The sequence below is a fragment of the Kitasatospora purpeofusca genome, from assembly GCF_042691725.1.
Lineage (GTDB): Bacteria > Actinomycetota > Actinomycetes > Streptomycetales > Streptomycetaceae > Kitasatospora > Kitasatospora purpeofusca_B.
In genome coordinates, this window is sequence record NZ_CP170483.1 from 3,364,887 (window position 1) to 3,382,545 (window position 17,659).

Annotated in this window: 15 protein-coding genes and 1 pseudogene; 5 read left to right on the top strand and 11 right to left on the bottom strand. The window is 72.3% G+C overall.

Annotated elements, in window-relative coordinates; genetic code table 11:
* Nucleotide 1: 1 nt before the first annotated feature.
* The 3 genes from ACFCLZ_RS14040 to ACFCLZ_RS14050 form a co-directional block, all read right to left on the bottom strand.
* Complete coding sequence (locus tag ACFCLZ_RS14040; RefSeq protein ID WP_380285234.1) at nt 2–1,204, bottom strand: spermidine/putrescine ABC transporter substrate-binding protein; 1,203 nt, start codon at nt 1,202–1,204, stop codon at nt 2–4.
* 70 nt (nt 1,205–1,274) lie between these two features.
* Nucleotides 1,275–2,633, bottom strand: coding sequence for an aspartate aminotransferase family protein (locus tag ACFCLZ_RS14045; protein WP_380285235.1), 1,359 nt, complete (start codon nt 2,631–2,633; stop codon nt 1,275–1,277).
* Between the two features lie 186 nt (nt 2,634–2,819).
* The gene (locus ACFCLZ_RS14050; protein WP_380285236.1) at nt 2,820–4,313 is read right to left on the bottom strand and encodes a gamma-aminobutyraldehyde dehydrogenase; all 1,494 of its coding nucleotides are present in this window, start codon (nt 4,311–4,313) and stop codon (nt 2,820–2,822) included.
* Nucleotides 4,314–4,566: 253 nt separating this feature from the next.
* Between ACFCLZ_RS14050 and ACFCLZ_RS14055 the strand changes: the two genes are divergently transcribed.
* The 4 genes from ACFCLZ_RS14055 (at nt 4,567) to ACFCLZ_RS14070 (ending at nt 8,559) form a co-directional block, all read left to right on the top strand.
* On the top strand, nt 4,567–5,040 hold the full coding sequence (locus tag ACFCLZ_RS14055; protein ID WP_030243538.1) for an Lrp/AsnC family transcriptional regulator: 474 nt from the start codon (nt 4,567–4,569) through the stop codon (nt 5,038–5,040).
* On the top strand, nt 5,037–6,431 hold the full coding sequence (locus ACFCLZ_RS14060; RefSeq protein ID WP_380285237.1) for an aspartate aminotransferase family protein: 1,395 nt from the start codon (nt 5,037–5,039) through the stop codon (nt 6,429–6,431). Before ACFCLZ_RS14055 ends, ACFCLZ_RS14060 begins: the two co-directional genes overlap by 4 nt.
* A 210-nt stretch (nt 6,432–6,641) precedes the next feature.
* On the top strand, nt 6,642–7,397 hold the full coding sequence (locus ACFCLZ_RS14065) for an ABC transporter ATP-binding protein (protein WP_380285238.1): 756 nt from the start codon (nt 6,642–6,644) through the stop codon (nt 7,395–7,397).
* A gap of 10 nt (nt 7,398–7,407) precedes the next feature.
* Nucleotides 7,408–8,559, top strand: a complete 1,152-nt coding sequence (locus ACFCLZ_RS14070) for a hypothetical protein (RefSeq protein ID WP_380285239.1) — start codon at nt 7,408–7,410, stop codon at nt 8,557–8,559.
* A 9-nt stretch (nt 8,560–8,568) separates the two neighbouring features.
* Here ACFCLZ_RS14070 and rlmN read toward each other — a convergent pair whose 3' ends face one another.
* The 6 genes from rlmN to rpsB all read right to left on the bottom strand — a co-directional run bounded on the left by rlmN (nt 8,569) and on the right by rpsB (nt 14,673).
* Nucleotides 8,569–9,669, bottom strand: coding sequence for a 23S rRNA (adenine(2503)-C(2))-methyltransferase RlmN (rlmN, locus tag ACFCLZ_RS14075; RefSeq protein WP_380285240.1), 1,101 nt, complete (start codon nt 9,667–9,669; stop codon nt 8,569–8,571).
* A 76-nt stretch (nt 9,670–9,745) separates the two neighbouring features.
* A complete protein-coding gene (locus tag ACFCLZ_RS14080) occupies nt 9,746–10,885 on the bottom strand; it encodes a phosphatidate cytidylyltransferase (protein WP_380285241.1) in 1,140 nt (379 codons plus the stop codon).
* 251 nt (nt 10,886–11,136) lie between these two features.
* Nucleotides 11,137–11,694 carry a ribosome recycling factor gene (frr, locus tag ACFCLZ_RS14085; protein ID WP_380285242.1) on the bottom strand — a complete coding sequence of 186 codons (558 nt, stop codon included), beginning with the start codon at nt 11,692–11,694 and terminating at the stop codon, nt 11,137–11,139.
* Nucleotides 11,695–11,790: 96 nt separating this feature from the next.
* On the bottom strand, nt 11,791–12,555 hold the full coding sequence (gene pyrH / locus ACFCLZ_RS14090) for a UMP kinase (RefSeq protein ID WP_380285243.1): 765 nt from the start codon (nt 12,553–12,555) through the stop codon (nt 11,791–11,793).
* A gap of 261 nt (nt 12,556–12,816) precedes the next feature.
* Nucleotides 12,817–13,656, bottom strand: coding sequence for a translation elongation factor Ts (gene tsf, locus ACFCLZ_RS14095; protein WP_380285244.1), 840 nt, complete (start codon nt 13,654–13,656; stop codon nt 12,817–12,819).
* A 129-nt stretch (nt 13,657–13,785) separates the two neighbouring features.
* Nucleotides 13,786–14,673 carry a 30S ribosomal protein S2 gene (gene rpsB / locus ACFCLZ_RS14100; RefSeq protein ID WP_380285245.1) on the bottom strand — a complete coding sequence of 296 codons (888 nt, stop codon included), beginning with the start codon at nt 14,671–14,673 and terminating at the stop codon, nt 13,786–13,788.
* Between the two features lie 515 nt (nt 14,674–15,188).
* On the opposite strand from rpsB, the pseudogene ACFCLZ_RS14105 reads away from it, so the two are divergent.
* Nucleotides 15,189–15,770 (top strand): annotated as a pseudogene (locus ACFCLZ_RS14105) (peptidoglycan DD-metalloendopeptidase family protein); the annotation flags it as partial.
* Nucleotides 15,771–15,936: 166 nt separating this feature from the next.
* Here ACFCLZ_RS14105 and ACFCLZ_RS14110 read toward each other — a convergent pair.
* Nucleotides 15,937–16,509 (bottom strand): TetR/AcrR family transcriptional regulator, encoded by a 573-nt coding sequence (locus ACFCLZ_RS14110; protein WP_376093970.1) that lies wholly within the window; start codon nt 16,507–16,509, stop codon nt 15,937–15,939.
* A gap of 164 nt (nt 16,510–16,673) precedes the next feature.
* Nucleotides 16,674–17,579 carry an RNA polymerase sigma factor WhiG gene (gene whiG / locus ACFCLZ_RS14115; protein WP_380286162.1) on the bottom strand — a complete coding sequence of 302 codons (906 nt, stop codon included), beginning with the start codon at nt 17,577–17,579 and terminating at the stop codon, nt 16,674–16,676.
* Nucleotides 17,580–17,659: the final 80 nt, after the last annotated feature.

Sequence of the window (17,659 nt, forward strand, 5' to 3'; positions counted from 1 at the left end):
GTCAGACACCGGTGATGCGGCTCCAGACCTTGTGCAGGGCGGGCCGCTCGGCGGAGGTGACGTCGCGCATGGTGTGCAGCCGGGCGCGCATCTCCTCGGTCGGGAAGACCAGCGGGTGCTCCGCCAGCTCGGCCTTCTCCCGGTCCCCGCTGGCCGCCAGCACCTCACGGGCGGCTGGCACCGGGCAGATGTACTGCACGGCGGCGGCCAGCTCGGCGGCCACCTCGGGCTGGTAGTAGTGGTCGATCAGCAGCTCGGCGTTGCGCTTGTGCACGGCCCGGTTGGGGATCAGCAGGCTCTCGGCCCAGAGCTCGCCGCCCTCCTCGGGCACCACGAAGGCGATGTCCGGGTTCTCGGCCGTGAGCTGGACGGCGTCGCCGGAGTACGCCTGGCAGGCCAGCGCGGCGCCGGACGCCAGGTCGCTGGTGTAGTCGTTGCCGGTGAACCGGCGGACGTGCCGGCTGTCGACCATCCGCTGCACCAGGTCCATCGCCCGGTTCGCGTCGTCCTCGGTGAAGGCCGCGATGTCGGCGCCGTGGGAGAGCATCAGCAGGCCGAGCGCCTCGTCCAGGCCGGCGAACAGGGTGACCCGGCCCTTCAGGTCGGGTGCCCACAGGTCGGAGACCGACTTCAGCTCGCGGCCGAGCTCCTTGCGGTTGTAGGCGATGCCGGTGATCCCGGACTGCCAGGGCACGCTGTGCCGGCGCCCGGGGTCGACCGCCGGGTCGGCCAGCTGCGGGTCCAGCTGCGCCGTGACGTTGGGCAGGTTGGCCCGGTCCACGGCCTGCACCCAGCCGAGCCCGATGTAGCGGCCGACCATCCAGTCGCTGACCACCATCAGGTCGCGCCCGGGGTCGGTGCCCTGGGTGAGCACCGGCCCCATCTTGCCGAAGAACTCGTCGTTGTCGTTGATGTCCTCGGTGTAGGTGACCTTGATCCCGGTCCGCTCGGTGAACTCGTCCAGGGTCGGGCGCCCGCCGTCGTCGTCGACGTCGATGTACTGGGTCCAGTTGGAGAAGCCCAGCCGCTTCTCGCCCTCCGAGCGGTCGGGGGCGGAACGGCGGTCCTCGTCCACGTAGGCGGACGGGATGCCGCAGCCGGTCAGGGCGGTGGTCCCGAACAGTCCGGCGGTGGCGCCGAGCACCCGGCGGCGGGTCGGACGGCGGAGCCCGCTCGGGCGGCGGGTCGGGGTGGTGCTGGGCATGGTGGGCCTCCGGGGCGTGGAACGGCCCCGGGCGCACGGGGGGAGCGCCCGGGGCCGTCCTGTCGGTGTGTCAGACGGTGTGCGCGTCGGTCAGCGACAGCACCTCGTCGAGGACGGCGAGGCCGGTCTTCGCCTCCTCCTCGGTGACGGTGCACGGCGGGACGACGTGGAAGCGGTTCATGTTGACGAACGGCCACAGCCCGCGCTGCTTGCAGGCGGCGGCCAGCTCGGCCATCGGCGCGTTGGCGGCGCCGACCGCGTTGTACGCCACCAGCGGCTCACGGGTGGCGCGGTCGCGGACCAGGTCGAGCGCCCAGAAGACGCCGAGCCCGCGCACCTCGCCGACGGACGGGTGGCGCTCGGCCAGCTCGCGCAGGCCGGGGCCGAGCACGCTCTCGCCGATGTGCCTGGCATTCTCGACGATGCCCTCCTCCGCCATCGTGTTGATGGTCGCCACCGCGGAGGCGCAGGCCAGCGGGTGGCCCGAGTAGGTGAGGCCGCCGGGGAACGCCCGCTCGGCGAAGGTGGCCGCGATCTCGGCGCTGATCGCCACGCCGCCGAGCGGGACGTAGCCCGAGTTGACGCCCTTGGCGAAGGTGAGCAGGTCGGGGGTGACGCCCCAGTGGTCGGCGGCGAACCACTCGCCGGTGCGGCCGAAGCCGGCCATCACCTCGTCGAGGATGAAGACGATGCCGTAGCGGTCGCAGATCTCCCGGACGCCCGCCAGGTAGCCGGGCGGCGGGACGAGGATGCCCGCGGTGCCGACCACGGTCTCCAGGATGACCGCCGCGACGGTGCCGGGGCCCTCGAAGGCGATGACCTGCTCCAGGTGGGCGAGCGCGCGCTCGCACTCCTGCGCCTCGTTCTCGGCGTGGAAGTTGGAGCGGTAGGCGTACGGGCCCCAGAAGTGCACGATGCCGGAGACGCCGGCCTCGTTGGCCCAGCGGCGCGGGTCACCGGTCAGGGCGATCGCGTTGGCGGTGGCGCCGTGGTACGAGCGGTAGGTGGAGAGCACCTTGTGCCGGCCAGTGTGCAGCCGGGCCAACCGGATGGCGTTCTCGTTGGCCTCGGCGCCGCCGTTGGTGAAGAAGATCTTGTCGAGGTCGCCCGGGGTGCGCTCGGCGATCAGCCGGGCGGCCTCGCTGCGCGACTCCACCGCGAAGCCGGGGGCGATGGTGCAGAGCTTCGCCGCCTGCTCCTGGATCGCCGCGACGACCTTGGGGTGCTGGTGCCCGATGTTGGTGTTGACCAGCTGGGAGGAGAAGTCGAGGTAGCGGTTGCCGTCGTAGTCCCAGAAGTACGAGCCCTCGGCGCCGGCCACCGCGAGGGGGTCGATCAGCGCCTGGGCGGACCACGAGTGGAAGACGTGCGCGCGGTCGGCGGCCTTGACGGCCTGGCCGGCGGCTGAGTCAGCGGTGGGGATGCTCATGCGGAAAGGCTAGGGACTCGTCGGGCCGAAATGGAGGTCCATCCTGTCAGCCGGTCGCACCCGGGGCCGACAGGGTGCAAAGACACAGGGCCCGGGTCACGAGAACCCGGGCCCATGGTCAGATCACACGATCATCGGAGCACGGCTCAGATCGCGGTCATCCTGCGCCCGACGGTCACGACCCGCTCAGATCGCGGTCATGACGTGCTTCACCCGGGTGTAGTCCTCGAAGCCGTAGGACGAGAGGTCCTTGCCGTAGCCCGACTTCTTGAAGCCACCGTGCGGCATCTCGGCGACCAGCGGGATGTGGGTGTTGATCCAGACGCAGCCGAAGTCCAGGCGGCGCGACATCCGCATGGCGCGGGCGTGGTCCTTGGTCCACACCGAGGAGGCCAGCGCGAACTCCACACCGTTGGCGTAGCCGACGGCCTGCTCCTCGTCGGAGAACTTCTGCACCGTGATGACCGGGCCGAAGACCTCGTTCTGGATGATCTCGTCGTCCTGCTGCAGGCCGGAGACGACGGTCGGGGCGTAGAAGAAGCCCTTGTCGCCGACCCGGCGGCCGCCGGCCTCGACCTTGGCGTGCTCCGGCAGGCGCTCGATGAAGCCGGAGACCTGCTTCAGCTGGTTGATGTTGTTCAGCGGGCCGTACAGCACGTCCTCGTCGTCCACGCCACCGGTCTTGGTCTCGGCGGCGGCCTTGGCCAGCGCCTCGACGAAGGCGTCGTGGATCGACTCGTGCACCAGCACGCGGGTGGCGGCGGTGCAGTCCTGGCCGGCGTTGAAGAAGCCCGCCACCGAGATGCCCTCGACGGCCTCGGCGATGTCGGCGTCCTCGAAGACCACGACCGGGGCCTTGCCGCCCAGCTCCAGGTGGACGCGCTTGACGTCCTTGGACGCCGACTCGGCGACCTGGATGCCGGCGCGCACCGAACCGGTGATGGAGGCCATCGCCGGCGTCCTGTGCTCGACCATCAGACGGCCGGTCTCGCGGTCGCCGCAGATCACGTTGAAGACGCCGGCCGGCAGCTCCAGCTCGCCCAGCACGCCGCCGATGATCTCGGCCAGCAGCACGGTGGAGGCCGGGGTGGTGTCCGAGGGCTTCAGCACCACGGTGTTGCCGGCGGCGATGGCCGGGGCGAACTTCCAGACCGCCATCATCATCGGGTAGTTCCACGGCGCGACCTGGGCGCAGACACCGACCGGCTCGCGGCGGACGATCGAGGTCATGCCATCCATGTACTCACCGGCGGCCTTGCCCTCCAGCAGACGGGCGGCACCGGCGAAGAACCGGATCTGGTCGACCATCGGGCCGATCTCCTCGGAGAGGGTCAGCGCCCGCGGCTTGCCGGTGTTGCGACACTCGGCGTCCACCAGCTCGTCGGCGCGGGCCTCGACCGCGTCGGCGACCTTGAGCAGCACCTTCTGCCGGGTGCTCGGGGTGGTGTCCCGCCAGATCGGGAACGCGGCCGCGGCGGCGGCCATGGCGGCGTCGACGTCGGAGGCGCCGGACAGCGGGGACGTCGCGTAGACCTCGCCGGTGGTGGGGTCGACGATGTCGAGCGTGCGGCCGTCGGCCGCATCGACGAACTCACCGTTGATGTAGTTGCGCAGCGTGCGAAGGTCGCTCACGGGTCTCTCCTCGGTCTCGGCCTGCGGCGTTGCAGATTCCGGCGCCATGGTACGTCGGCCGGTCGGGCCGACGAAGGGCGCCGAGTGGCCGCGTCGCAAGCGCCGCGGTCCACTGGATTGGCGGAATGCACGCGGCGCTGCGGGGCCGCGCGCGTACCGCTGCCAGGGTAGCCCGACAACTGCCGGTATCGACAGGCCGACGGCGCGCCGACGATGAAATCCGTATCTGTTTTTCAAGATCACGACGAAATCAGCAGCTTCCGCGCTTGCGAACACGGGATCGATCAGGCACAGTGGCGGCGTGGCCAACCGCGACCGGAACGCCAGCGTTCCCCTCGACGCCGCCTCCAAGGCGATCATCGAGCAGCTCCAGGAGGACGGGCGCCGCCCGTACGCCGCCATCGGCAAGGCCGTCGGCCTGTCCGAGGCTGCCGTGCGGCAGCGCGTCCAGAAGCTGCTCGACCAGGGCGTGATGCAGATCGTCGCCGTCACGGACCCGCTCACCGTCGGCTTCACCCGCCAGGCGATGGTCGGAATCCGGGTCGAGGGCGACATCGAACCCGTCGCCGACGCGCTGGCCGCCCTCGACGAGGTCGACTACGTCGTCTGCACCGCGGGCTCGTTCGACCTCCTGGCCGAACTGGTCTGCGAGGACGACGAGCACCTGCTCGAACTGATCAACAAGCGCATCCGCGCGCTTCCCGGCGTGCGGAGCACCGAGAGCTTCGTTTACCTGAAGCTCCGGAAACAGACCTACACCTGGGGCACCCGATGACAGCCGACCCGGCGCAGAAGGACCTTTCCAAGACCGCCTACGACCACCTGTGGATGCACTTCACCCGCATGTCGTCGTACGAGAACTCCCCCGTGCCGACGATCGTCAAGGGCGAGGGCACCTACGTCTGGGACGACAAGGGACGCAAGTACCTCGACGGCCTCGCCGGCCTGTTCGTCGTCCAGGCCGGCCACGGCCGTGAGGAGCTCGCCGAGGCCGCCGCCAAGCAGGCCAAGGAGCTCGCCTTCTTCCCGGTGTGGAGCTACGCCCACCCGAAGGCCGTCGAGCTGGCCGAGCGTCTGGCCAACTACGCCCCGGGCGACCTGAACAAGGTCTTCTTCTCCACCGGTGGCGGCGAGGCCGTCGAGACCGCCTGGAAGCTCGCCAAGCAGTACTTCAAGCTGACCGGCAAGCCGACCAAGTACAAGGTCATCTCGCGCGCCGTCGCCTACCACGGCACCCCGCAGGGCGCCCTGTCCATCACCGGCCTGCCGGGCCTGAAGGCCCCGTTCGAGCCGCTGGTGCCGGGCACCCACAAGGCGCCGAACACCAACATCTACCGCGCCCCGGCCTTCCTCGCCGGCCCCGACGGCACGGTCGACCCCGAGGCCTACGGCCGCTGGTGCGCCGACGAGATCGAGGTGGCCATCCTCAACGAGGGCGCCGAGACCGTCGCCGCCGTCTTCGTCGAGCCGGTGCAGAACGCCGGCGGCTGCTTCCCGCCGCCGCCCGGGTACTTCCAGCGCCTGCGCGAGATCTGCGACCGCCACGACGTGCTGCTGGTCTCGGACGAGGTCATCTGCGCCTTCGGCCGCCTGGGCACCATGTTCGGCGCCGACAAGTTCGGCTACCAGCCCGACATGATCACCTGCGCCAAGGGCATGACCTCGGGCTACTCCCCGATCGGCGCCACGATCATCTCGGACCGCCTCGCCGAGCCGTTCTACAAGGGCGACAACACCTTCCTGCACGGCTACACCTTCGGTGGCCACCCGGTCTCCTCCGCGGTGGCGCTGGCCAACCTCGACATCTTCGAGCGCGAGGGCCTGAACCAGCACGTGCTCGACAACGAGGCCGCCTTCCTGGGCACCCTGAGCAAGCTGCGCGACCTGCCGATCGTCGGCGACGTCCGCGGCAACGGGTACTTCTACGGCATCGAGCTCGTGAAGGACAAGGTCACCAAGGAGTCGTTCAACGACGACGAGGTCGAGCGCGTCCTCTACGGCTTCCTGTCGAAGGCCCTCTTCGACAACGGCCTGTACTGCCGCGCCGACGACCGTGGCGACCCGGTCGTCCAGCTGGCCCCGCCGCTGATCTCCGACCAGTCGACCTTCGACGAGATCGAGCAGATCCTGCGGACCAGCCTCACCGACGCGTGGGCGAAGCTCTGATCCCCTGACATTCCGCCCCACCCTCCGTCACAGGGCGGTCCCGCTTCGGCGGGGCCGCCCTGCGGCGTTCCTCCGGACCGCTCTTCGGATCAAACACGCCTGATTGCGGGCGATTTGCCCCGAATGGCGCAGTGTGCCGCGCCCGCGCCCAGGCCCGATCGTTCTAATCTGACGACTGTCATATCCCTGCGGCCCCCAGGACGGAACCTCATGGCAGCGGCCCCTCCTGACAACGACGTGCTGTGGGCCCGGGGGATCGTCAAGTCCCATCACGGCACCCCCGCGCTGCGCGGCGTCTCGCTCGGGGTCCGGGAGGGCGAGGTCCTCGCCGTCACCGGCCCGCGCGGCTCCGGCAAGAGCACCCTGCTCGGCTGCCTCTCCGCCCTGCTCCCCGTCGACGAGGGCGAGGTCTGGTTCAACAGCGCCCCCGTGCACACCCTGGGCCGGGCCGGCCGGGAACGGCTGCGCCGCGACCGCTTCGGCTTCGTCGGCTCCGAACCGCACCTGGTGCCCGAACTGACCGCCCGGGAGAACGTCGCCCTGCCGCTGCTGCTGGCCGGCGCCGGCGGCAAGGCCGCCCACACCGCCGCCGACGAGTGGCTGGAGCGCCTGGACATCGGCGAGATCGCCAAGGTCCGGCCCGACCGGCTGGTGCAGAGCCAGCGCCAGCGGATCGCCGTCGCCCGGGCCCTCGCCCCGCTCCCCCCGGTCGTCTTCGCCGACGACCCCACCGCGCCGCTGCACCGCGAGACCGCCGAGCAGGTCCTGCGGATACTGACCAGCGCGGCCCGCTCCCACCAGCTCACCCTCGTGCTGGCCACCCACGACCCCGAGCTCGTCCGGTACGCGGACCGCGCCGTCGCCCTCGTCGACGGACGCCTCACCGGCCCCGTCACGCCCGTGCCGCGCGGCATCGCCGCCCCCGGCACGGCCGGAGCCGCCACCGTCCCGGCCGCCGGCCGCTGAGGGGGGCGACGTGTTCTATCTCCGGCTGGCCCGCGGCTACCGGGCCCTCGACCTCGGCCGCTGGCTGCTGACCGCCCTGGCCGGCGCCGTCGTGGCCGCCTTCCTGCTGCGCGCCCTCGGCCGGGCGATGAGCGATCCGGCCGCCGGCTCCGACGCGCTCGTCCGGCTGCTCTGGTGCCTGCCGCCACTGGCCGCGGTCGCCTGGTTCGCCGCCGTCGCCGCCCGCGCCCTGCCCGCCCGGCGGGCCGAGCGGATCACCGGCCTCACCACCGCCGGCGCCGGGGCCGGCCGGATCCGCGCCCTGATCGCCGGTGAGGTCGCGCTCGCCTGCGGCACCGGCGCCGGCCTCACCCTGCTGCTCTTCCTGGTCCTGCGCAACGACATCGCCGGCCCCGCGCTCGCCGACGAACTCGGCATGGGCGTGGCCCTCCCGGCCGCCGCCCCGGTCGCCCTGCTCGCGCTCGTCCCGCTCACCGCCGGCCTCGCCGCGGCCGGCGCCGTCCCGCACGCCGAGACCCTGCCCGGCCGCCGCCGGCCCGAGCCGACCGGCTTCGGCCCGTGGCGGCTGGCCCTGCCGATCGGCCTCGCCGTCATCGGCCTGGCCCTGGAACTCATCGCGCTGCGGCCAGGCGCCGCGGTCGACGGCCGCCCGATCCACCTGCCGGCCGGGCTCGGCACCACCAGCACCGCCGCGCTCGGCGGCTGGGCCGCCTCCGCGCTCGGCCTCGCCCTGCTCACCGGCCCGCTGCTCGGCTGGGCCGGCCGGCTGCTGGCGCTCGGCCGGCCGACCCCGCTGCGGCTGCTCGCCGGACGCGGCCTCACCGCGCAGGCCCGCCGGCTCGGGGCACCGCTGGCCGTACTCGCCCTGGCGGTCGCGGTGGTGCTCACCACCATCCGCTACTGGCTCGGCGAGCCCGGCAGCGCCGATGTGCTGCCCGCGATCGAGGCCACCCTGGTCCTGGGCTGCGCGGCGGGCGCGGTGGCCGTCCGGCTGGCCGAGCTGCGCACCGCCCGCCGGGGCGTCGCCGAGGCGCTGCTGCGGCTCGGCGCGGCGCCCCGGCTGCTGTTCGGCGCCGTCGTGCTGCGGACCCTGATGGCCGGCACCGTCCTGCTGGTCACCGGCGGGGCGACCGCGGCCCTGGCCGCCGCCGGACTGCGCTGACCCGTACGGTCAGCCGGCCGCCGCGAGCTGGCCGCAGGCGCCGTCGATCTCCTGGCCGCGGGTGTCGCGGACCGTGGTCGGCACACCGTGCGACAGGAGCCGCCGGACGAACTCGCGCTCGTCCTCGGGCCGGGAGGCCGTCCACTTGGAGCCCGGGGTCGGGTTCAGCGGGATCAGGTTGACGTGCACCCGGTGGTTCCTGATCAGCCGGCCGAGCAGGTCGGCCCGCCACGCCTGGTCGTTGATGTCCTTGATCAGCGCGTACTCGATGGAGATCCGGCGGCCGGACTTCTCGGCGTAGTTCCACGCCGCGTCCAGCACCTCGGCGACCTTCCAGCGGGTGTTGACCGGCACCAGCTCGTCGCGCAGCTCGTCGTCCGGCGCGTGCAGCGACAGGGCCAGCCGGCAGCTGAGACCCTCGTCCGCGAACCGGTTCATCGCCGGCACCAGGCCGACGGTGGAGACGGTGATGCCGCGCTGGGAGAGGCCGAAGCCGTCCGGCGCCGGGTCGGTCAGCCGGCGGATCGCGGCCAGCACCCGGTTGTAGTTGGCCAGCGGCTCGCCCATGCCCATGAAGACCACGTTGGACAGCCGGGCCTCGCCGCCCGGGATCTCGCCGGCCTTCAGCGAGCGCATCCCGGCGGCGATCTGCTCGACGATCTCGCCGGTGGACAGGTTGCGGGTCAGCCCCGCCTGGCCGGTGGCGCAGAACGGGCAGTTCATGCCGCACCCGGCCTGCGAGCTGATGCACATGGTGACCCGGTCCGGGTAGCGCATCAGCACCGACTCGACGAGCGTGCCGTCGAACAGCTTCCAGAGCGTCTTGCGGGTGGCGTCGTCGTCGCAGGACACGTGCCGCACCACCGACATCAGCTCGGGCAGCAGGCTCCCGGTGAGCTTCTCCCGGCTGGCGGCGGGGATGTCCGTCCAGCTCGCCGGGTCGTTCGACATCCGGCCGAAGTAGTGGTTGGAGAGCTGCTTCGCGCGGAACGGCTGCTCGCCCAGCTCGGCGACGGCCTCCTTGCGCTCGGCGGGGCTCAGGTCGGCGAGGTGTCGCGGGGGCTTGGCGCCACGCGGCGCGACAAAGGTGAGTTCTCCGGGCTTAGGCATGGTCCGTCCAGTGTCGCAGACGCGCGGAGGCCCCGGACGCCGGGCGTCCGGGGCCCCTGTGCGCGGGGGCGGCGGCTCAGCTGCCGACGAAGGCCGCCAGCAGCAGCCACACCACCGGGGCGGTCGGCAGCAGCGAGTCCAGCCGGTCCATGATGCCGCCGTGGCCGGGCAGCAGCGTGCCCATGTCCTTGATGCCCAGGTCGCGCTTGATCATCGACTCGCCCAGGTCGCCCAGGGTCGCGGTGACCGCCGCGCAGCCGCCCAGGATCAGGCCCTGCCACCAGCTGCCGCCGTCGATGATCAGCTCCATCAGCAGCGCGCCCGCCAGCATCGACAGGCCGATGCCGCCGGCCAGGCCCTCGCGGGTCTTGCCCGGGCTGATCGTCGGCGCCAGCTTGTTCCTGCCGAACTTGTAGCCCACCGCGTACGCCCCGGTGTCGCTGCACACCGTGACGATGAGGAAGAGCACGATCCGCTGCGGACCGTCGTCGGCCGCCAGCATCATCGCCACGAAGGTGGCCAGGAACGGGACGTAGAAGGCGGTGAAGATGCCCGCCGTTATGTCCCGCAGGTAGTTCTCGGGCGGCTCGGCCATCCGCCAGACCATCACCGCGAGCCCGGTGAGCGCGAGCGAGGCCGCCGCCCACTGGATCCCCGACCAGTAGCCGGTGGCGAGCATCGCGACACCGCCGACGACCAGCGGGACCAGCGGCGCCTTGATCTCCTTGCGCTCGGCCAGCCGGCTGGTCAGCTCCCAGACGCCGACCGACACCGCCGCGATCACCACGACCAGGAACAGGGCCTTGACGACGAACAGCGAGGCGACGATCACCGCGCCGAGGCCGACGCCCACGCCTATCGCGGCCTGGAGGTTGCGACCACCGCGCTGTTTGCGCTGCGGCGGCTGAGGCTGCGGATCGGCCTGGGCCACGGGTGTCTCCTGCCCTGGGTGGGACGACGGCACGAGGAAGGGCTGCCCCGCCGCCGGTCCGCCCGGCGCGCCGGGGTACGGCCCGCCCGCGGGGGCCGGCGGGGCGTCGTCGGTGATCGCGCGCAGCACGAGCGTCTCCGACGCACCCGGCTCCGACGCTCCGGGCCGCTCGTCGCGGAACAGCGGTCCGCTCAGCCGACCCGCCTCCCGGGCCAGCCCCTCGGCGGGGTCGGCCCCGGACGGGGGCACGGGCTGCGGGCCCGGGTCGGCCGGTACGGGAGGCATGACCTGAGTCTCCTCCGCGTCCGGGTCCCAGTACACCGGAGGCTGCTGGGAGTGACCCGTTCGGTGGCCGGGGTCGTTCGCGCCGTACGGCCCGTACGGCGCGGGCCGGCCGGCCTGCTGCGCCGGGTGTCCGGGTATGCCGCCGGCCTGCGCAGGAGCGGCGGGTCCCTGCGCAGGCGGGTACGGCGGGTACGGCTGGTACTGCTGATCGGACGGGCCCCAGTAGCCAGGGGCGTCAGGGGCGTCGTTCATCAGACCTCGAGCAGCTCGGCTTCCTTGTGCTTCAGCAGCTCGTCGACGGAGGCCACGTACTTGGCCGTGGTGTCGTCGAGCTCCTTCTCGGCGCGGCGGCCGTCGTCCTCGCCGACCTCGCCGTCCTTCACCAGCTTGTCGATGGCGTCCTTGGCCTTGCGGCGCACGGCGCGGATCGAGACCTTGGCGTCCTCGCCCTTGCCGCGGGCGATCTTGATGAACTCCCGGCGGCGCTCCTCGGTGAGCTCGGGGAGCACGACCCGGATGATGGAGCCGTCGTTCGACGGGTTGACGCCCAGGTCGGAGTCGCGGATCGCCTGCTCGATGGCCTTCAGCGCGGTCTTGTCGAACGGCGAGACGACCGCCATCCGGGGCTCCGGCACGGAGAAGGAGGCCAGCTGGTTGATCGGCGTCACCGTCCCGTAGTACTCCGCGACGATCTTGGCGAACATCGCCGGGTGCGCACGGCCGGTGCGGATGGCGGCGAAGTCGTCCTTCGCGTGGGCGACGGCCTTCTCCATCTTCTCCTCGGCGTCGAGGAGGGTCTCTTCGATCACTGTGATCTCCCTGTCCGGTTCATCTGCTGTTGTCCCGACCGGTGTCGGCGCCGGGGCCTCACGGCGGCGGCGCCGTCCGGTGCGGCTGGTTGCTGCTCAGGCCCGGACAGAATCCTGGCTGATGAGTGTGCCGATCTTCTCACTCTTCACCGCCCGCGCGATATTGCCCTCCGCGAGCAGCTCGAAGACCAGCATCGGGAGGTTGTTGTCCTTGCACAGCGTGATCGCGGTGAGGTCGGCGACCTTGAGGTCGCGCGCGATGACCTCGGAGTACTCCAGCGCGTCGAACTTGACCGCGTCCGGGTTGGTCCGGGGATCGGCGTCGTAGACGCCGTCCACCCCGTTCTTGCCCATCAGCAGGATGTCGGCGTGGATCTCCAGGGCCCGCTGCACGGCGGTGGTGTCGGTGGAGAAGTAGGGCATGCCCATACCGGCACCGAAGATCACCACACGGCCCTTCTCCAGGTGCCGGACGGCGCGCAGCGGCAGGTACGGCTCGGCGACCTGGCCCATCGTGATGGCGGTCTGGACCCGGGTCTCGATGCCCTCCTTGACCAGGAAGTCCTGGAGCGCGAGGCAGTTCATGACCGTGCCGAGCATGCCCATGTAGTCCGAGCGGGCCCGGTCCATGCCGCGCACCTGGAGTTCGGCGCCGCGGAAGAAGTTGCCGCCGCCGATCACCACGGCGACCTCGGTGCCCGCGCGGACCACCGTGGCGATCTCGCGGGCGATCGCGTGCACGACGTCCGGATCGACGCCGAGCCCGCCGCCGCCGGCGAAGGCCTCACCGGACAGCTTCAGCAGCACCCGGCGGCGCGCGCCGTCGGGGGTGTCCTGCGCGGTCTCCTGCGTCTCCTGCATGGACTTCTCCTTCTACACCTACTGGTTCACAGGCGCGGACGTGCGGATACCCGGCCTGCGCGTACACGCGAGGAGGCCACTGCCGCGGGAACCGGTTCGGTGTCCTGCACGGCAATGGCCTCCTCGTCGTTCATGCTGCCGACGCGGCTCGCCCATGGACGGATGGCGCTGGGTGAGCCCGTACGGCGCGTTCCCTGCCGCCCTGGTCAGCGGGCGGGGACGGTTTCCAGCCTACGGCCGGAAGCCCGGATGGAACGTGGCTCAGGCGCCGACGCGGAAGCGGGCGAAGCGCTTGAGGGCGACGCCGTTCTCCTCGAGCACCTTGGCGACGGTCTTCTTGTTGTCCTTCGCGAAGGCCTGCTCCAGGACGGAGTTCTCCTTCACGAAGCCGGTGACGCGGCCCTCGACGATCTTCGGCAGGGCGGCCTCCGGCTTGCCCTCCTCGCGAGCGGTGGCCTCGGCGACGCGGCGCTCGTTCTCGATGTCCTCGGCCGGGATGTCCTCGCGGGACAGGAACTTCGGCGCGAAGGCGGCGATGTGCTGCGCGACGTCCTTGGCGACCTCGGCGTTCTCCTTGTCCAGCTCGACCAGGACGCCGACGGCCGGCGGCAGGTCGGGGCTGGTCTTGTGCAGGTAGACCGCGACGAAGCCGTCACCGTCGAACTGCGCGAAGCGGCGGAAGACGATCTTCTCGCCCAGGGTCGCGTTGGCCTCGTCGACGAACTGCTGGACGGTCTTGCCGGCCTCGATCTCGGAGGCGAGGGCGGCGTCCAGGTCGGCCGGGGCGGTGGCGGCGACGTGGGTGGCGATCGCGTCGGCGACCTTGACGAAGTTGTCACCCTTGGCGACGAAGTCGGTCTCGCAGTTCAGCTCGACCAGGACGCCGGACTTCTTGTCCTCGGCGATCAGCGCGGCGACGGCACCGTTGGAGGCGTCGCGGCCCTCACGCTTGGCAACGCCCTTCTGGCCCTTGATGCGAAGGATCTCGACGGCCTTCTCGACGTTGCCCTCGGCCTCGTCCAGGGCCTTCTTGCAGTCCATCATGCCGGCGCCGGTGAGCTCACGGAGCTTCTTGACGTCCGCGGCGGTGAAGTTCGCCATGGTGTGAATCTCTTCTCGCGTCTCGCGTGTCTGCGTGGGGTGGCAGCCGGGCCGGTGGTTCGGCCCAGGCACGGGAGAGAGGGGCACCGACCGGTGTCGTACCGGTGGGTGCCCCTCACCCTTGGTACGTCAGGCCTGCTCGGCCGGAGCCTCGGTGGCCGGGGCCTCGGCGGCGGGGGCCTCGGCCTCGGCGGCCGGAGCCTCGGCGGCGGGCGCCTCGGCGGGGGCCTCGGCGGCCTTCTTCTCGCCCTCCAGGATGTCCTTCTCCCAGTCGGCCAGCGGCTGGTCGGCGCCCGGCTCGGCCTTGACGTCGCCCTTGGCGACACCCGCGCGGGACTTGAGGCCCTCGGCGACGGCGTCGGCGATCACACGGGTCAGCAGGGTGACGGAGCGGATCGCGTCGTCGTTGCCCGGGATCTTGTAGTCGACCTCGTCGGGGTCGCAGTTGGTGTCGAGGATGGCGACGACCGGGATGTTGAGCTTCCGGGCCTCGCCGACCGCGATGTGCTCCTTCTTGGTGTCCACGATCCAGACGGCGCTGGGAACGCGCTGCATGTCGCGGATACCGCCGAGGGTCTTCTCCAGCTTGTCGTGCTCGCGCTGGAGGACCAGGAGCTCCTTCTTGGTGAGGCCGGAGCCGGCCACGTCCGAGAAGTCCAGCTCGCCGAGCTCCTTGAGGCGCTGCAGGCGCTTGTAGACGGTCGAGAAGTTGGTCAGCATGCCGCCGAGCCAGCGCTGGTTCACGTAGGGCATGCCCACGCGGGTGGCCTGCTCGGCGATGGCCTCCTGGGCCTGCTTCTTCGTGCCGACGAAGAGGACGCTGCCGCCGTGGGCAACGGTCTCCTTGATGAACTCGAAGGCGCGGTCGATGTAGTTCAGCGACTGCAGGAGGTCGATGATGTAGATGCCGTTGCGCTCGGTGATGATGAAGCGCTTCATCTTCGGGTTCCAGCGACGGGTCTGGTGACCGAAGTGGACGCCGCTCTCCAGCAGCTCCCGCATCGTGACGACGGCCATGGCCGTGCTCCTCAGGTGTTACGCCCGGCTCCGGCGCAGCGGTGTCGCGGTCGGCGCACGGTGGCGCTCCCCGCTCGGCGCGTGCGAACGGCCGGGTCAGGCTCGGTTTGTCCGTGGCGGCCAGGTGACAGCCACGCCTGACGCCCCGAACGTGCCGAGCCGCTTCCACCCGGCGGTCCTGGGACCGGCCGGGCTCGGCGGACCGAGCGGCACTCGCACCTGGCGGAGGTGGCGGCGAGGCCGCTTCCGTCCACCGGTGGCGGGGCGTGCGAAGTCGACCCGGCGGACCGGGTCGCGTGTGAAGTGTACGGGAAGCGCCGAGCGCGGGGCGACTCCGTGGCGGACGGGCCGCCGGGGACACGCCTGGTCCGGGGCTCCCGGGCGGCTGTGTGGGGCCCCGTAGACCCGGAGGGGTACACCCGTTGGGGGGACGGCCGTGGTCCACAGGGGCCGGTTTTCCACAGGAACCGGGGCGGGGGTGGCCGGGTCGGCGCGGGCCGGGGAGCCTCGGCGGCATGAGTGCTGTTGCCCGGGTTCCGGCCGGCCCCGGGGGGCCGGGTGCGTGGTGCCGGTCGTCGTGCGGAGCGTCGTGCCGTTGGTTGCGCTGTTCGTCGTGCTGTTCGTCGTGGCGGCTGCTGGTGGTCGTGCTGGTGGTGCTGGTCGCGCTGCTGCCGGGCGGGCGGGCCGGGGCGCTCGGGCACGCGGCGGGCGGCGGCGCGCGCGGTGGCGTCAGGGGTGACGGCGGGGGTGGTGGTGTCGGCGACGGGCGGGCGTGGCCGGTGGACGGTCCGGGCGGCGGGCCGGGCGCCGTGGTCCGCCACTTCGAGGCACCGGCGCGGCCGTGGGGCGCGGGGCACCGGGGTGTCGACCTGGCCGCCGCTCCCGGCGCCGAGGTCCGGGCGGCGGCTTCCGGGGTGGTGACGTTCGCCGGGCCGGTAGCCGGACGGCCGGTGGTCACCGTCACCCATACGACGGCGGGCACTCCCCCGGCGCCCCCGCTACGGACCACCTACCTGCCAGTGGTCGGCACCGTCGCGGTGGGCACCGCGGTGGCGGCGGGCCGGGTGATCGGACGGCTCGCCGACGGGACCGGCCACTGCGCCGACGGCGTCTGCCTGCACTGGGGCCTGCTGCGCGGGCGGCGCTACCTCGATCCGCCGGCCCTGTTCGGCACCGGCCGGGCCCGGCTGCTGCCGCTCACCGAGCAGCCTCCCCGGGACCCGATCCCGCAGGACCCTCCTCCTCGGGACCCGGTACGGCGGGTCAGCTCGGGCCGAGGCCGTGCAGGGCGAGGGCGACGGCGGCGTCCGCGATCACCTCGGGGCTCTCGGCCCGGCCGCCCGCCGCCCGCTGCTCGGACTGCCGGACGGCCGCCTCGACGATGCCCTGGAGCAGCGCGGCGGCCAGCCGGGGCTGTTCGTGGCCGAGGTCCTCCAGGGCCTGGACCACCAGCCCGACCAGCGTCCCGTGCGCCGCCCGGATGCGCTCGCGGGCCGCGTCGTCCAGTTCCAGCGCGGAGATCGCGGCGACCGCCCGGTGGCGCGGGTCGGCGGCCAGCGCGAGCTGGCCCCGGACGTAGGCCTCGATCCGCTCGGCCGCGGTGTCCCCGCTCGCCATCCCGGCCTCGATCTCGGCGGCCCACAGCGGGAAGTCGGTCTCGCAGAGCGCCTCGACCACGGCCGCCCGCGAGCGGAAGTACTCGTACACCGAGGACCGCGCGAGCCCCGTGCGCGCCGCGAGCGCGGGGAAGGTCAGGGCCTCCATGCCTCCCTCGGTGAGGAGACTGCGGGCAGCGTCGAGGAGGGCTGCCCGCTGCATCTGACGGTGCTCGGCCACACTGGCCGCTCGGATCTTCGGCACGCACTCCACTGTACGGAGCCCTACATCCCGCCGGTACGGTGCCGCGCACCGCCGCGATGCGGAGGGTTGCGTACCGGGGCGCGGGGCACGGGCCGGGTGTGCGCGGCGCACCCCGGCAGGGGTCCCGCAGCGCCGGGCCGCTACCGGATGTCCGACAGCTTGGCGCGCAGCTGGAGGACCGACTTGGTGTGGATCTGGCTGACCCGGCTCTCCGTCACCCCGAGCACCTGGCCGATCTCGGCGAGGGTCAGGCCCTCGTAGTAGTAGAGCGTGACCACGGTCTTCTCCCGCTCGGGGAGGGTGTTCACGGCCTGCGCCAGCAGCCGGCGCAGCTCCCGGTCCTCGGCCACCTCCACCGGGTCGTCGGCGCCGTGGTCCTCCAGGGTGTCCATCAGGCTGAGCCGGTCGCCACCCTCGCCGACGGGGTGCAGCAGTTCGTCGAGCGCCACCACGTTGGCGAGCGAGAGCTGGCTGAAGATGGCGTGCAGGTCCTCGATGGCGATGCCCATCTCGGCCGCCACCTCGGGCTCGTTCGGCGTCCGCCGCAGCCGGGCCTCCAGCGTCGCGTACGTCCGCTCGACGGCCTTCGCCTTCTGCCGCACCGAGCGCGGGATCCAGTCCAGCGCCCGCAGCTCGTCGATGATCGCGCCGCGGATCCGGCTGATGGCGTACGTCTCGAACTTGATGGCGCGTTCGATGTCGAACTTCTCGATCGCGTCGATCAGCCCGAAGACCCCGGAGGAGACGAAGTCGGCCTGCTCGACGTTGGAGGGCAGGCCGACCCCGACCCGGCCCGCCACGTACTTGACGAGCGGCGAGTAGTGCAGGATCAGCTGCTCCCGCAGCCGCTGGTCGGCCGTCTCCTTGTAGGCGCGCCAGAGCTCTTCGAGCGCCGTGCGGTCCCGGCCGGCCGCCTCCCGGCGGGGGCCCGGCGCCTCGGCCGGCGCGGGGGCGGCCGCTTCGGCGGAAGCGCCGGGCGCGTCCGGCCGGTCGTCGTGCGCCCCCGGGTACGCCGGACGGCCGCCCTGCCGTGCGAGGGCCCCCATCCCGCCCGTGGCCTTGGGCGGGAACTCGGTCACGGTGCGCCGCTCGGTGCGCGGCCCTCCCGAGGACCGGGCGCCACCGG